Below are 15090 nucleotides of genomic sequence, written 5' to 3' on the forward strand. Positions count from 1 at the left end.
TGACGTCGGCTATCGCACCGCCTCCGGCGCGCCGCTTTTCGGCTGTCGGGGGCGTTGTTTTTTCAAAGCCCGGCACAAGCGGTCCGGCTTGGCGCCAGCGAAAAACGCCGGCTGCCGTTTTTCTCGCTTTTGCAGGGAGATGCCTGTCCGGGCGTCCCTTGTAATTAGGTCTTGCGCATTTGTTGCGAAAGCCTTAAACGGCGGCACTAAACCCGCTCGCCGGGTCCCCCTTATCGATCCATAGGAAGCATTCAAATGGCAAAGAGTAAGTTTGAGCGCAACAAGCCGCACGTCAACATCGGTACGATCGGCCACGTTGACCACGGCAAGACGTCGCTGACGGCGGCGATCACGAAGTACTTCGGCGAGTTCAAGGCCTACGACCAGATCGATGCGGCCCCTGAAGAAAAGGCTCGCGGCATCACGATCTCGACGGCACACGTCGAATACGAGACGCCGAACCGTCACTATGCGCACGTTGACTGCCCCGGCCACGCCGACTACGTCAAGAACATGATCACCGGTGCCGCACAGATGGACGGCGCGATCCTGGTCTGCTCGGCTGCTGACGGCCCGATGCCGCAGACGCGCGAACACATCCTGCTCGCCCGCCAGGTTGGCGTTCCGGCGATCGTCGTGTTCCTCAACAAGGTCGACCAGGTTGACGACGCCGAGCTTCTCGAGCTCGTCGAGCTGGAAGTTCGCGAACTTCTGTCGTCCTACGACTTCCCGGGCGACGATATCCCGATCGTCAAGGGTTCGGCTCTGGCCGCTCTCGAAGATTCGGACAAGAAGATCGGCGAAGACGCGATCCGCGAGCTGATGGCTGCCGTTGACTCCTACATCCCGACGCCTGAGCGTCCGATCGACCAGCCGTTCCTGATGCCGATCGAAGACGTGTTCTCGATCTCGGGCCGCGGTACGGTTGTTACGGGCCGCGTCGAGCGTGGTATCGTCAAGGTTGGTGAAGAAGTCGAGATCGTCGGCATCCGCGCGACGTCGAAGACGACGGTGACCGGCGTTGAAATGTTCCGCAAGCTGCTCGACCAGGGCCAGGCTGGCGACAACATCGGTGCACTGGTTCGCGGCGTCACCCGTGACGGCGTCGAGCGTGGTCAGATCCTGTGCAAGCCGGGTTCGGTCAAGCCGCACAAGAAGTTCATGGCAGAAGCCTACATCCTGACGAAGGAAGAAGGCGGCCGTCATACGCCGTTCTTCACCAACTACCGTCCGCAGTTCTACTTCCGTACGACGGACGTGACGGGCATCGTCTCGCTGCCGGAAGGCACGGAAATGGTTATGCCTGGCGACAACGTCACGGTTGCCGTTGAGCTGATCGTTCCGATCGCGATGGAAGAAAAGCTGCGCTTCGCTATCCGCGAAGGCGGCCGTACCGTCGGCGCCGGCATCGTTGCCTCGATCGTCGAGTAATCGAAAGATTATTCCTTAAAGAGAACCCCGCCGGCAACGGCGGGGTTTTTTGTTTGCCCGCCTGGGCGGAGTTGTGATGGCGGGCAGCCGAATTGCATAATGACGAAAATGATATGAGGGAGGAAACCCATGAAAAAGCGTATTCTTTTCACCGGCGGCTCCGGCAAGGCGGGGCGGCACACGGTGCCGTGGCTGGTAGCGCATGGCTACGAGGTCCACAATGTCGACCTGGTGCCGCTCGACAGCCCCGGCGTCACCAATCTCATCGCCGACGTCACTGACCAAGGACAGGTTTTTAACGCGCTGTCGATGCACCGCGATTTTCCAGATCTCGATACCGGCAAGGGCGTGTTGCCTTTCGACGCGGTCGTGCATTTTGCCGCCGTGCCGCGCATCCTGATCAAGCCGGACAATGAAACCTTCCGTATCAACACGATCAGCACCTACAACGTCATCGAAGCGGCGGTGAAGCTCGGCATCCGCAAGATCATCATCGCCTCGAGCGAAACCACCTACGGTGTCTGTTTTGCCGAAGGCCATCGCGACTTTCACCAGTTCCCGTTGGAAGAGGATTACGACGTCAATCCGATGGATTCCTACGGCCTCTCGAAAGTCGTCAACGAGAAGACGGCGCGGGCCTTTGCGGAGCGTTCGGGTTTCGACATTTATGCGCTGCGCATCGGCAATGTCATCGAGCCGCATGAATATGCGCGCTTCCCGGAATTTTTCGAAAAGCCGGAAATGCGCAAGCGTATTGCCTGGAGCTACATCGATGCGCGCGACCTCGGCCAGATCGTGCATCTCTGCATCGAGAAGGATGGGCTGGGATACGAGGTCTTCAATGCTGCCAACGACACTGTATCGGCCAACACGCCGTCGCGGGAACTGGCACGACGTTTCTATCCGAACGTACCGTTCACGCGGGAGATCGGCGAATTCGAGGGATTTCTCTCGAATCGCAAGATTCGCGAGGTGCTTGGCTTCAAGGAAGAGCACGATTGGCGGAATTATGTGAACGTTTGAAACGGCAAAGGCGGGATTTCCCGCCTCTGTCGCACCGGCGGTAGGTGACCTCGGCCAAGCTTTACACCGTTCTTATCACGAAAACGAAAAAACGGACTTGCCAAGCCGGCGCTCCCGCCTTAAAGAGCGCCTTGTCCAACGGCGAGGCGGCTCAATCGGCCCTCTCGATAAGCCTGAAGACAGATGAAGGGGTATAGCTCAGTTGGTAGAGCGGCGGTCTCCAAAACCGCAGGTCGGGGGTTCGAGCCCCTCTGCCCCTGCCATTTTTCCGGAAGACACTGGCGCGGCATGTTCGCAGCCTTGATGGAAATTGGCAGCCGGCTTGTCCGGTAAAGTTCGCTAAACACGGATTTGCCTCTTGTTAAAAAGGGAATCGGTGTTTATGTAGGGTTCAAACAGACACGCGGTGCGTGGGGCTGAGCTGGTCAGCTTTACGCGCCGTAATTGCGTGGGCGGTCAATGGCATCTAAAACCAATCCATTTGCGTTTCTGCAGCAGGTTCGCTCCGAGACGTCGAAAGTTACGTGGCCGTCGCGCCGCGAGACGCTGATCTCCACCGCGATGGTGTTGGTGATGGTGGTTTTTGCTGCGCTGTTTTTCTTTGCTGCTGACCAGCTTATCAGCTGGCTGCTCAGCTTTGTGCTGAACGTCGGCAAATAATTTAGGCGGAGATGATCATGGCGGCGCGTTGGTACATCGTCCACGCATATTCGAATTTCGAAAAGAAGGTGGCGGAATCGATCGAGGAGAAGGCGCGCCAGAAGGGCCTGACGCATCTCTTCGAAAAGATCCTGGTTCCGACCGAAAAGGTCGTTGAAGTGCGCCGTGGCCGCAAGGTCGATTCGGAGCGCAAGTTCTTCCCGGGCTATGTCATGGTTCGCGCCAACCTGACGGATGAGGCTTATCACCTTATCAAGAACACGCCGAAGGTGACGGGTTTCCTTGGTTCCGACAACAAGCCGGTTCCGATCCCGGACTCCGAAGCCGAGCGTATCCTCGGCCAGGTCCAGGAGGGTGTGGAGCGCCCCAAGGCTTCGATCTCCTTCGAGATCGGCGAGCAGGTTCGCGTTTCCGATGGTCCTTTCGCGTCGTTCAACGGCACCGTTCAGGATGTCGATGAAGAGCGTTCGCGCCTCAAGGTCGAAGTTTCTATTTTTGGCCGGGCTACTCCGGTCGAGCTGGAATACAGCCAGGTCGAAAAGGTCTGACTGTCGCAGGGTCGTTGACCCTGCAATCGCGTGGAAGGTGAGGGGTCTGTAGCCGGACCTCAACGATCCGCACCACGCAACCGCAGCCGCCGGACGAGATGTTCGGCATAAAGGGTCGGGCAACCGGCCATCAATGAAAGGCAGAGAGTTATGGCTAAGAAAGTTATGGGCCAGCTCAAGTTGCAGGTTAAGGCTGGGTCGGCCAATCCGTCCCCGCCGATCGGTCCTGCACTTGGTCAGCGCGGCATCAACATCATGGAATTCTGCAAGTCGTTCAACGCAGCGACGCAGGAAATGGAAAAGGGTATGCCGATTCCGGTCGTCATCACCTATTACCAGGACAAGTCCTTCACTTTTGTGATGAAGCAGCCTCCGGTCACGTATTTCCTGAAGAAGGAAGCGAAGATCCAGTCCGGTTCCAAGACCCCGGGCAAGGGCGCAACCGTTGGCAAGCTCACCAAGGCTCAGATCAAGTCGATCGCCGAAGCCAAGATGAAGGACCTCAACGCTGCCGATATCGAAGGCGCAATGGCAATGGTAGAGGGCTCCGCCCGCGCCATGGGCCTGGAAGTGGTGGCATAACATGGCAAAGCTTGCAAAGCGTATCCAGAAGATCCGTGAAGGCATCGACCCGACCAAGCTGGTCGCGCTTACGGACGCCATCGCTCTCGTCAAGGAGCGTGCCGTCGCCAAGTTCGATGAAACCGTCGAAATCGCGATGAACCTCGGCGTTGACCCGCGTCATGCCGACCAGATGGTTCGTGGCGTTGTCAACCTGCCGAACGGCACCGGCCGCGACGTTCGCGTTGCCGTGTTCGCTCGTGGCGCCAAGGCCGACGAAGCCAAGGCCGCTGGTGCTGACATCGTCGGCGCTGAAGACCTCGTCGAAATCGTCCAGGGCGGCAAGATCGATTTCGATCGCTGCATCGCGACCCCGGACATGATGCCGCTCGTCGGCCGTCTCGGTAAGGTTCTCGGCCCGCGTGGCATGATGCCGAACCCGAAGGTTGGCACGGTCACCATGGACGTCGCCGGCGCCGTCAAGGCATCCAAGGGCGGTGCTGTCGAGTTCCGCGTCGAGAAGGCTGGTATCATCCACGCCGGCATCGGCAAGGCTTCCTTCGACGCCAAGGCTCTGGAAGAAAACATCAAGGCATTTGCCGACGCCGTCATCAAGGCGAAGCCGGCTGGCGCCAAGGGCAACTACGTCAAGCGCGTTGCGATCTCCTCGACCATGGGTCCGGGCGTCAAGATCGATCCGTCTTCCGTAACGGCAGCCTGATCATGAATTCTCCGGCCCTTGCGGGCCGGATAAACTGAATTTCCGGCCCGCAAGGGCCGGAAATTTCCGGAGAAATCCGGAACTCCTGTCCGAGATTGCAGGTGGTTTTCCCTTAATCACTTGGCCTGCATGAGACGGGTAAGACCCGATATTCACGGTGCTTTGCACCTGTTTCGGTTCGAGCCTGATGTGCCTTGTGCCTGACGCCCCCTAGGGAGCGCAGTGCGGGGGGACAGGATCCTCAAGCGTCGCTTGGGATCTTGAAGTTTTTTTGAGATCCCGAGAGGCAAAGGCAAACCCGATGGGGCCTGCAGGATTGCGGTCCCGTCTACTGGAGACAGACAGTGGAAAGAGCGGAAAAACGCGAATTCGTCACGGAGCTGAACGAAGTCTTTAAGGCTTCCGGTTCGGTTGTCGTGGCCCACTATGCTGGTGTCACAGTTGCGCAGATGAACGACTTCCGTTCGAAGATGCGCGCTGCTGGCGGCACCGTCAAAGTCGCGAAGAACCGTCTGGCCAAGATCGCTCTTCAGGGTACGGAGTCGGAAGGGATGTCGAATCTCTTCAAGGGTCAAACGCTGATTGCATACAGCGAAGACCCGGTAACGGCTCCGAAAGTCGTCATGGACTTCGCCAAGACCAACGACAAGGTCGTTGTTCTCGGTGGTGCCATGGGCGCAACCACGCTCTCTGCGGATGCAGTCAAGTCGCTCGCGACCCTGCCTTCGCTGGACGAGCTTCGTGGCAAGCTGCTGGGCCTCCTGAACGCCCCGGCTACCCGCGTCGCTACGGTTGTCGCTGCACCGGCAAGCCAGCTTGCCCGCGTGTTCGCGGCTTACGCCAAGAAGGACGAAGAAGCCGCTTAAGGCGGTTTTTCGCTGTTTAAAACCAAAAGTTCGAACCGAATTAAAGGAACTAAGAAAATGGCTGATCTCGCAAAGATCGTAGAAGACCTCTCTGCTCTGACCGTTCTGGAAGCTGCTGAGCTTTCCAAGCTGCTCGAAGAGAAGTGGGGCGTTTCCGCAGCTGCTCCGGTAGCTGTTGCTGCTGCTGGCGGTGGCGCTGCTGCTGCTCCGGCTGAAGAAGAAAAGACCGAATTCGACGTTATCCTGGTTGACGCTGGCGCCAACAAGATCAACGTCATCAAGGAAGTTCGCGCTATCACCGGCCTCGGCCTCAAGGAAGCCAAGGACCTCGTTGAAGGCGCTCCGAAGCCGGTTAAGGAAGCCGTTTCGAAGGCTGAAGCTGCCGACCTCAAGAAGAAGCTTGAGGATGCCGGCGCTAAGGTCGACGTCAAGTAATATCGAATGCCTTGGGAGAGGGGTCACCCTCTCCCATCGTCTTCGTCGAGAACGGATTACCCAAAAGCCGCGTGAAAACGGCTTTTGGGTAATGGGTTCTTCAAGAGGATGGTCTCGAACCGAACCGTGCAGGCGCTCCGGCCCACGGAATTCGGGATGTGAGACGAGATTGAACTGTCCCATGTTCGACGGGATCGACTGGCCATCGACACCCGTCCGTTGCAGGCCCGGATGCATATATTGAAGGAGCGACGATGGCTCAGACCCTTTCGTTCAATGGTCGCAGGCGCGTACGCAAGTTTTTCGGCAAAATCCCCGAAGTCGCTGAAATGCCGAACCTCATCGAGGTTCAGAAGGCTTCTTATGACCAGTTCCTGATGGTGGACGAACCGCAAGGCGGCCGTCCGGATGAGGGACTTCAGTCCGTCTTCAAGTCCGTCTTCCCGATCACCGACTTTTCCGGTGCTTCGATGCTCGAATTCGTCTCCTACGAATTCGAACCGCCGAAGTTCGACGTCGAGGAATGCCGTCAGCGCGACCTGACCTACGCGGCACCGCTCAAGGTGACGCTGCGCCTCATCGTGTTCGATATCGACGAGGATACCGGCGCGAAGTCGATCAAGGACATCAAGGAACAGTCCGTCTACATGGGCGACATGCCGCTCATGACCAACAACGGCACGTTCATCGTCAACGGCACCGAGCGCGTCATCGTCTCCCAGATGCACCGTTCGCCGGGCGTGTTCTTCGACCACGACAAGGGCAAGAGCCATTCTTCCGGCAAGCTGCTCTTCGCCGCACGCGTCATCCCGTATCGCGGTTCCTGGCTCGATATCGAATTCGACGCCAAGGACATCGTCTACGCCCGTATCGACCGCCGCCGCAAGCTGCCGGTGTCGTCGCTGCTGATGGCGCTCGGCATGGATGGCGAAGAAATCCTCGAAACCTTCTACTCGAAGTCCGTCTACCAGCGTGACGGCGAGGGCTGGCGGATTCCGTTCCAGCCGGAAGTCCTCAAGGGCACCAAGGTTCTGAGCGACCTGATCGACGCCGATACCGGCGAAGTGGTCGTCGAATCAGGCAAGAAGCTGACGCCGCGCCTGCTGCGCCAGCTCACCGAAAAGGGCCTCAAGGCACTGAAGGCGTCGAACGACGACCTGTACGGCAATTACCTGGCCGAAGACATCGTCAACTACCGGACGGGTGAAATCTACCTGGAAGCCGGCGACGAAATCGACGAGAAGACCCTGCCGGTCATTCTCGATGCCGGTTTTGACGAGATTCCGGTTCTCGGCATCGACCACATCAATGTCGGCGCCTACATCCGCAACACGCTGGCCGTCGACAAGAACGAGAACCGTCAGGACGCTCTGTTCGACATCTACCGCGTCATGCGTCCGGGTGAACCGCCGACCATGGAATCGGCCGAAGCCATGTTCAACTCGCTGTTCTTCGATGCGGAGCGTTACGATCTCTCCGCCGTCGGCCGCGTCAAGATGAACATGCGTCTCGACCTCGATGTTGCCGATACGGTCCGCATCCTGCGCAAGGACGACATCCTGGCCGTGGTCAAGATGCTGGTCGAACTGCGCGACGGCAAGGGCGAAATCGACGACATCGACAACCTCGGCAACCGCCGCGTCCGTTCGGTCGGCGAATTGATGGAGAACCAGTATCGCCTGGGTCTGCTGCGCATGGAGCGCGCCATCAAGGAACGCATGTCGTCGATCGAAATCGACACCGTCATGCCGCAGGACCTGATCAACGCCAAGCCGGCGGCCGCCGCTGTCCGCGAATTCTTCGGCTCCTCGCAGCTGTCGCAGTTCATGGACCAGGTGAACCCGCTGTCGGAAATCACCCACAAGCGCCGTCTTTCGGCTCTTGGTCCGGGCGGTCTGACCCGCGAACGCGCCGGCTTCGAAGTCCGCGACGTGCATCCGACCCACTACGGTCGTATTTGCCCGATCGAGACTCCGGAAGGTCCGAACATCGGTCTGATCAACTCGCTGGCGACCTTTGCCCGCGTCAACAAGTACGGCTTCATCGAATCGCCTTACCGCAAGATCGTTGACGGCAAGGTGACGTATGACGTCGTCTACCTGTCGGCGATGGAAGAAGCCAAGTACCACGTTGCGCAGGCCAACTCCGTGCTCAACGAAGACGGCTCCTTCGGCGAAGAATTCGTCGTTTGCCGTCACGCCGGCGAAGTTATGCTGGCACCGCGCGACAACATCAACCTGATGGACGTTTCGCCGAAGCAGCTCGTTTCGGTCGCAGCGGCTCTCATCCCGTTCCTGGAAAACGACGACGCCAACCGCGCTCTCATGGGCTCGAACATGCAGCGTCAGGCCGTTCCGCTCGTTCGTGCAGAAGCACCGTTCGTCGGTACCGGCATGGAGCCGATCGTTGCCCGTGACTCCGGCGCGGCCATCGGTGCCCGTCGCGGCGGCGTGGTCGACCAGGTCGACGCGACGCGTATCGTTATCCGCGCCACCGAAGACCTCGATCCGTCGAAGTCGGGCGTCGATATCTATCGACTGCAGAAGTTCCAGCGTTCGAACCAGAACACCTGCGTCAACCAGCGCCCGCTGGTCACCGTCGGTGACGTGGTCAACAAGGGCGACATCCTCGCTGACGGTCCGTCGACGGATCTCGGCGATCTGGCGCTCGGCCGCAACGCGCTCGTCGCGTTCATGCCCTGGAACGGCTACAACTACGAAGACTCGATCCTGCTTTCCGAGCGTATCGTTGCCGACGACGTGTTCACCTCCATCCACATCGAAGAATTCGAAGTGATGGCGCGCGACACCAAGCTTGGTCCGGAAGAAATCACCCGCGACATTCCGAACGTTTCGGAAGAAGCGCTGAAGAACCTCGACGAAGCCGGCATCGTGTACATCGGTGCGGAAGTGCAGCCGGGCGACATCCTCGTCGGTAAGATCACGCCGAAGGGCGAAAGCCCGATGACGCCGGAAGAAAAGCTTCTGCGCGCCATCTTCGGTGAAAAGGCTTCCGACGTTCGCGACACCTCCATGCGCATGCCTCCGGGCACGTTCGGCACGGTCGTCGAAGTTCGCGTCTTCAACCGTCACGGCGTCGAAAAGGACGAGCGTGCGATGGCGATCGAGCGTGAGGAAATCGAACGCCTCGCCAAGGACCGCGACGACGAACAGGCGATCCTCGACCGTAACGTCTACGGCCGCCTTCTGGACATGCTGCGGGGCCAGACCTCGATTGCCGGTCCGAAGGGCTTCAAGAAGGGTGTCGAACTGGCCAACAACGTCGTCTCCGAATATCCCCGCTCGCAGTGGTGGATGTTTGCCGTCGAAGACGAGAAGGTCCAGGGCGAGCTCGAAGCTCTGCGCACCCAGTACGACGAATCCAAGTCGCGCCTCGAACAGCGCTTCATGGACAAGGTCGAAAAGGTCCAGCGCGGCGACGAAATGCCTCCGGGCGTCATGAAGATGGTCAAGGTCTTCGTCGCTGTGAAGCGCAAGATCCAGCCGGGCGACAAGATGGCCGGCCGTCACGGCAACAAGGGTGTCGTGTCGCGCATCGTGCCGATCGAAGACATGCCGTTCCTCGAAGACGGTACGCATGTCGACGTCGTTCTGAACCCGTTGGGCGTGCCTTCGCGCATGAACGTCGGCCAGATCCTCGAAACCCATCTTGGCTGGGCTTGCGCTGGCATGGGCAAGAAGATCGGCGCGATGCTCGATGCGTACCGCGCAGGTGCAGACATCCAGCCGCTCCGCGACGTCATCGACGGCGTCATGGGCACGGGTCCGAAGGGCGAGCCGATCAAGCAGTACGACGATGAATCCATCGTTCGTCTCGCCGAGCAGACCCGCCGCGGCGTATCGATCGCGACCCCGGTCTTCGACGGTGCCGTCGAGAAGGACGTCAACGAGATGCTCAAGCTGGCGGGCCTCAAGGAGTCCGGTCAGTCGACGCTCTATGACGGCCGTACCGGCGAGCAGTTCGACCGCCAGGTCACCGTGGGCTACATCTACATGCTGAAGCTCAACCACCTGGTCGACGACAAGATCCACGCCCGTTCGATCGGTCCGTACTCGCTCGTCACGCAGCAGCCGCTGGGTGGTAAGGCGCAGTTCGGCGGTCAGCGCTTCGGGGAAATGGAAGTCTGGGCTCTGGAAGCTTACGGCGCCGCCTACACCCTGCAGGAAATGCTGACGGTGAAGTCGGACGACGTCGCCGGCCGTACCAAGGTCTACGAAGCCATCGTTCGTGGCGACGATACGTTCGAAGCCGGTATTCCGGAAAGCTTCAACGTTCTCGTCAAGGAAATGCGCTCTCTGGGTCTGTCGGTCGAGCTGGAGAACTCCAAGATCGACGAAACGGCGGCGCAGCTGCCGGACGCAGCCGAGTAAAGAGAATAGGTGTGCGCTGATATCCGGCGCACACCGCTTCCCGCCCGGGGTGCCGTTCTCTCGTGCGCCGGGGTCGGGAAATTTCGCCGCATTTAGCGGTTATTCTTGTTTTAAGCGTTGGGCCGGTTCCCGGGAATTGCCGGACCTGAACGCAAGCCGAGGGCGTCTTCGCCCCATAAGGAGACAGGCATGAACCAAGAGGTCATGAATCTTTTCAATCCGCAGGTGCCTGCGCAGACCTTCGATTCCATCCGGATCTCGATCGCGTCGCCGGAGAAGATTCTTTCCTGGTCGTACGGTGAGATCAAGAAGCCGGAAACGATCAACTACCGCACGTTCAAGCCGGAACGCGACGGTCTCTTCTGCGCGCGCATCTTCGGTCCCATCAAGGACTACGAGTGCCTGTGCGGCAAGTACAAGCGCATGAAGTACAAGGGCATCATCTGCGAAAAGTGCGGCGTCGAAGTGACGCTGTCGCGCGTTCGCCGCGAGCGCATGGGCCATATCGAGCTCGCAGCACCCGTTGCCCACATCTGGTTCCTGAAGTCGCTGCCGAGCCGCATCTCCACGCTGCTCGACATGACGCTGAAGGATGTCGAGCGTGTTCTCTACTTCGAGAACTACATCGTCACCGAGCCGGGCCTCACCGCGCTGAAGGAAAACCAGCTTCTTTCCGAAGAAGAATACATGATCGCCGTCGATGAATATGGTGAAGACCAGTTCACGGCGATGATCGGTGCCGAAGCCATCTTCGAGATGCTGGCCTCGATGAACCTCGAGAAGATCGCTGGCGACCTGCGCTCCGAGCTTGCCGACACCACGTCGGACCTCAAGCAGAAGAAGCTGATGAAGCGCCTGAAGATCGTCGAGAACTTCATGGAATCCGGCAACCGCCCGGAATGGATGATCATGAAGGTCGTCCCGGTCATCCCGCCGGACCTGCGCCCGCTGGTTCCGCTCGACGGCGGCCGTTTCGCGACGTCGGACCTGAACGATCTGTACCGCCGCGTCATCAACCGTAACAACCGTCTGAAGCGCCTGATCGAACTGCGCGCTCCGGGCATCATCATCCGCAACGAAAAGCGCATGCTGCAGGAATCTGTGGACGCGTTGTTCGACAACGGCCGTCGCGGCCGCGTCATCACCGGCGCCAACAAGCGTCCGTTGAAGTCGCTGTCCGACATGCTCAAGGGCAAGCAGGGCCGCTTCCGCCAGAACCTGCTCGGCAAGCGCGTCGACTATTCCGGCCGTTCGGTCATCGTGACCGGTCCGGAGCTGAAGCTGCACCAGTGCGGCCTGCCGAAGAAGATGGCGCTCGAACTGTTCAAGCCGTTCATCTACGCCCGCCTCGACGCCAAGGGTTACTCCTCGACCGTCAAGCAGGCCAAGAAGCTCGTTGAAAAAGAGAAGCCGGAAGTCTGGGATATCCTCGACGAGGTCATCCGCGAGCATCCGGTTCTGTTGAACCGCGCTCCGACGTTGCACCGCCTGGGCATCCAGGCCTTCGAACCGATGCTGGTCGAAGGCAAGGCTATCCAGCTGCATCCGCTCGTCTGCACGGCCTTCAACGCCGACTTCGATGGTGACCAGATGGCCGTTCACGTGCCGCTGTCGCTCGAAGCCCAGCTCGAAGCCCGCGTTCTGATGATGTCGACGAACAACATCCTGCATCCGGCCAACGGTGCACCGATCATCGTTCCGTCGCAGGACATGGTTCTCGGCCTGTACTACCTCTCGATCCTGAACCAGAACGAGCCGGGCGAAGGCATGGCCTTCTCCGACATCGGCGAACTGCACCACGCGCTTGAAAACAAGGTCGTGACGCTGCACTCCAAGATCAAGGGTCGTTTCAAGACCGTTGACGAGGATGGCAATCCGGTTTCGAAGATCTATGAGACGACGCCTGGTCGTATGCTCATCGGCGAACTGCTGCCGAAGAACTTCAAGGTGCCGTTCGACACCTGCAACCAGGAAATGACCAAGAAGAACATCTCCAAGATGATCGACACGGTTTACCGTCACTGCGGCCAGAAGGACACGGTGATTTTCTGCGACCGCATCATGCAGCTCGGCTTTGCCCATGCCTGCCGCGCCGGCATTTCGTTCGGCAAGGACGACATGGTCATTCCGGAAACCAAGGCGAAGATCGTCGGTGACACCGAAAGCCTGGTGAAGGAATACGAACAGCAGTACAATGACGGCCTGATCACTCAGGGCGAAAAGTACAACAAGGTCGTCGACGCCTGGGGCAAGGCGACGGAAAAGGTCGCGGAAGACATGATGGCCCGCATTAAGGCCGTCGAGTTCGATCCTGCCACCAATCGCCAGAAGCCGATGAACGCCATCTACATGATGTCCCACTCGGGTGCCCGTGGTTCGCCGAACCAGATGCGCCAGCTGGGCGGCATGCGCGGCCTGATGGCCAAGCCGTCGGGTGAAATCATCGAGACGCCGATCATCTCGAACTTCAAGGAAGGCCTGACCGTTAACGAGTACTTCAACTCGACCCACGGTGCCCGTAAGGGTCTGGCAGACACCGCCTTGAAGACCGCCAACTCCGGTTACCTGACCCGCCGTCTTGTCGACGTCGCGCAGGATTGCATCGTCAACCTCGTGGATTGCGGCACCGACAAGGGCCTCACCATGACGGCGATCGTCGATGCCGGTCAGGTCGTTGCGTCCATCGGCGTGCGTGTTCTGGGCCGTACGGCACTGGACGATATCGATCATCCGTTGACGGGTGAGCGCATCGTCGATGCCGGCCGCATGATCCTCGAGCCCGATGTCATCGAAATCGAGAAGGCCGGTATCCAGTCGATCCGTATCCGCTCGGCTCTGACCTGCGAAGTCCAGACCGGCGTTTGCGGCGTCTGCTATGGTCGCGACCTTGCACGCGGTACCCCGGTGAACATGGGCGAAGCAGTCGGTGTTATCGCTGCACAGTCGATCGGCGAACCGGGCACCCAGCTCACCATGCGTACCTTCCACCTTGGCGGTACGGCAACTGTGGTTGACTCCTCGTTCCTCGAAGCGTCGTACGAAGGTACGGTGCAGATGAAGAACCGCAACATGCTGCGCAACTCGGATGGCGTTCTGGTTGCCATGGGTCGTTCGATGGCGATCACCATCCTCGACGAGCGTGGTGTCGAGCGCTCGTCGCAGCGCGTTGCCTACGGTTCGAAGATCCATGTCGACGACGGCGACAAGGTGAAGCGCGGCCAGCGCCTCGCCGAGTGGGACCCGTACACCCGTCCGATGATGACGGAAGTCGAAGGTACGGTCGAATTCGAAGATGTCGTCGACGGCATCTCCGTTCTCGAAGCGACCGACGAATCCACCGGCATCACCAAGCGTCAGGTTATCGACTGGCGCTCGACCCCGCGCGGTTCGGACCTGAAGCCGGCCATCGTGATCAAGGACAAGAACGGCGCCGTTGCCAAGCTGGCGCGCGGCGGCGAAGCTCGCTTCCTGCTCTCGGTCGATGCGATCCTCTCGGTCGAGCCGGGCACCAAGGTCAGCCAGGCTGACGTTCTTGCCCGTTCGCCGCTGGAAAGCGCCAAGACCAAGGACATCACCGGTGGTCTGCCGCGTGTTGCCGAACTGTTCGAAGCTCGTCGTCCGAAGGACCACGCCATCATCGCTGAGATCGATGGTACGATCCGCTTCGGCCGCGACTACAAGAACAAGCGTCGCGTTCTCATCGAGCCTTCGGAAGACGGTGTCGAGCCGGTCGAATACCTGATCCCGAAGGGCAAGCCCTTCCATCTTCAGGATGGCGACTACATCGAAAAGGGTGACTACATCCTCGACGGTAACCCGGCACCGCACGACATCCTGGCGATCAAGGGCGTGGAGGCACTCGCTTCCTACCTCGTGAACGAAATCCAGGAAGTCTACCGTCTGCAGGGCGTTGTGATCAACGACAAGCACATCGAAGTCATCGTGCGCCAGATGCTGCAGAAGGTGGAAATCACCGATGCCGGCGACTCGCACTACATCGTGGGCGACAACGTCGATCGCATCGAACTCGAGGACAACAACGACCGCCTGATCGAACTGGGCAAGAAGCCGGCCTACGGCGACCCTGTCCTGCTCGGCATCACCAAGGCGTCGCTGCAGACCCCGTCGTTCATTTCGGCCGCATCCTTCCAGGAAACCACCAAGGTTCTCACGGAAGCTGCGATCGCCGGCAAGACCGACACGCTGCAGGGCCTCAAGGAAAACGTCATCGTCGGCCGCCTGATCCCGGCTGGTACCGGCGGCACCATGACGCAGATCCGCCGCATCGCCACCTCGCGCGACGAGCTCATCCTCGAAGAGCGCAAGAAGGGTTCCGGCGTTGCCGTCGCCACGCCGATGCTGCAGGACCTCGCAGGCGAGAACACTCCGGCCGAATAATCGGCCGGACAGTCTTCAGACAAAAAAGCCGCCCGGAGCGATCCGGGCGGCTTTGT

10 protein-coding genes and 1 tRNA gene are annotated in these 15090 nt (G+C 59.7%); all 11 read left to right on the plus strand.

What is annotated here, in order from left to right; translation table 11 throughout:
• Positions 1–255 precede the first annotated feature (255 nt).
• The 11 genes from tuf (at position 256) to rpoC (ending at position 15034) form a co-directional block, all read left to right on the plus strand.
• On the plus strand, positions 256–1431 hold the full coding sequence (gene tuf, locus ACSQ3I_RS12185) for an elongation factor Tu (RefSeq protein WP_435999180.1): 1176 nt from the start codon (positions 256–258) through the stop codon (positions 1429–1431).
• Positions 1432–1560: 129 nt separating this feature from the next.
• The gene (locus tag ACSQ3I_RS12190) at positions 1561–2454 is read left to right on the plus strand and encodes an NAD-dependent epimerase/dehydratase family protein (protein ID WP_435999182.1); all 894 of its coding nucleotides are present in this window, start codon (positions 1561–1563) and stop codon (positions 2452–2454) included.
• A 187-nt stretch (positions 2455–2641) separates the two neighbouring features.
• A tRNA-Trp gene (locus tag ACSQ3I_RS12195) sits at positions 2642–2717 on the plus strand.
• Between the two features lie 196 nt (positions 2718–2913).
• The gene (secE, locus tag ACSQ3I_RS12200) at positions 2914–3114 is read left to right on the plus strand and encodes a preprotein translocase subunit SecE (RefSeq protein WP_435999184.1); all 201 of its coding nucleotides are present in this window, start codon (positions 2914–2916) and stop codon (positions 3112–3114) included.
• 17 nt (positions 3115–3131) lie between these two features.
• Entirely contained in the window at positions 3132–3662 is a 531-nt protein-coding gene (gene nusG, locus ACSQ3I_RS12205; protein WP_435999185.1) for a transcription termination/antitermination protein NusG, read from the plus strand.
• A 150-nt stretch (positions 3663–3812) separates the two neighbouring features.
• Positions 3813–4244, plus strand: a complete 432-nt coding sequence (gene rplK, locus ACSQ3I_RS12210; RefSeq protein WP_435999187.1) for a 50S ribosomal protein L11 — start codon at positions 3813–3815, stop codon at positions 4242–4244.
• Position 4245: 1 nt separating this feature from the next.
• A complete protein-coding gene (gene rplA / locus ACSQ3I_RS12215; protein WP_435999189.1) occupies positions 4246–4944 on the plus strand; it encodes a 50S ribosomal protein L1 in 699 nt (232 codons plus the stop codon).
• A 344-nt stretch (positions 4945–5288) separates the two neighbouring features.
• Positions 5289–5810, plus strand: coding sequence for a 50S ribosomal protein L10 (gene rplJ, locus ACSQ3I_RS12220; RefSeq protein ID WP_435999191.1), 522 nt, complete (start codon positions 5289–5291; stop codon positions 5808–5810).
• A gap of 57 nt (positions 5811–5867) precedes the next feature.
• Positions 5868–6245 (plus strand): 50S ribosomal protein L7/L12, encoded by a 378-nt coding sequence (gene rplL, locus ACSQ3I_RS12225; protein ID WP_435999193.1) that lies wholly within the window; start codon positions 5868–5870, stop codon positions 6243–6245.
• A gap of 254 nt (positions 6246–6499) precedes the next feature.
• Positions 6500–10636 (plus strand): DNA-directed RNA polymerase subunit beta, encoded by a 4137-nt coding sequence (rpoB, locus tag ACSQ3I_RS12230; protein WP_435999195.1) that lies wholly within the window; start codon positions 6500–6502, stop codon positions 10634–10636.
• A gap of 189 nt (positions 10637–10825) precedes the next feature.
• Positions 10826–15034 carry a DNA-directed RNA polymerase subunit beta' gene (rpoC, locus tag ACSQ3I_RS12235; protein WP_435999197.1) on the plus strand — a complete coding sequence of 1403 codons (4209 nt, stop codon included), beginning with the start codon at positions 10826–10828 and terminating at the stop codon, positions 15032–15034.
• Positions 15035–15090: the final 56 nt, after the last annotated feature.

The organism is Rhizobium sp. LjRoot30 (assembly GCF_964253915.1).
GTDB lineage: Bacteria > Pseudomonadota > Alphaproteobacteria > Rhizobiales > Rhizobiaceae > Metarhizobium.

Bases quoted from the DNA above. Each gene is read 5' to 3' on its own strand.
- tuf (WP_435999180.1), top strand. From the start codon at position 256: ATGGCAAAGAGTAAGTTTGAGCGCAACAAGCCGCACGTCAACATCGGT.
- ACSQ3I_RS12190 (WP_435999182.1), top strand. From the start codon at position 1,561: ATGAAAAAGCGTATTCTTTTCACCGGCGGCTCCGGCAAGGCGGGGCGG.
- secE (WP_435999184.1), top strand. From the start codon at position 2,914: ATGGCATCTAAAACCAATCCATTTGCGTTTCTGCAGCAGGTTCGCTCC.
- nusG (WP_435999185.1), top strand. From the start codon at position 3,132: ATGGCGGCGCGTTGGTACATCGTCCACGCATATTCGAATTTCGAAAAG.
- rplK (WP_435999187.1), top strand. From the start codon at position 3,813: ATGGCTAAGAAAGTTATGGGCCAGCTCAAGTTGCAGGTTAAGGCTGGG.
- rplA (WP_435999189.1), top strand. From the start codon at position 4,246: ATGGCAAAGCTTGCAAAGCGTATCCAGAAGATCCGTGAAGGCATCGAC.
- rplL (WP_435999193.1), top strand. From the start codon at position 5,868: ATGGCTGATCTCGCAAAGATCGTAGAAGACCTCTCTGCTCTGACCGTT.
- rpoB (WP_435999195.1), top strand. From the start codon at position 6,500: ATGGCTCAGACCCTTTCGTTCAATGGTCGCAGGCGCGTACGCAAGTTT.
- rpoC (WP_435999197.1), top strand. From the start codon at position 10,826: ATGAACCAAGAGGTCATGAATCTTTTCAATCCGCAGGTGCCTGCGCAG.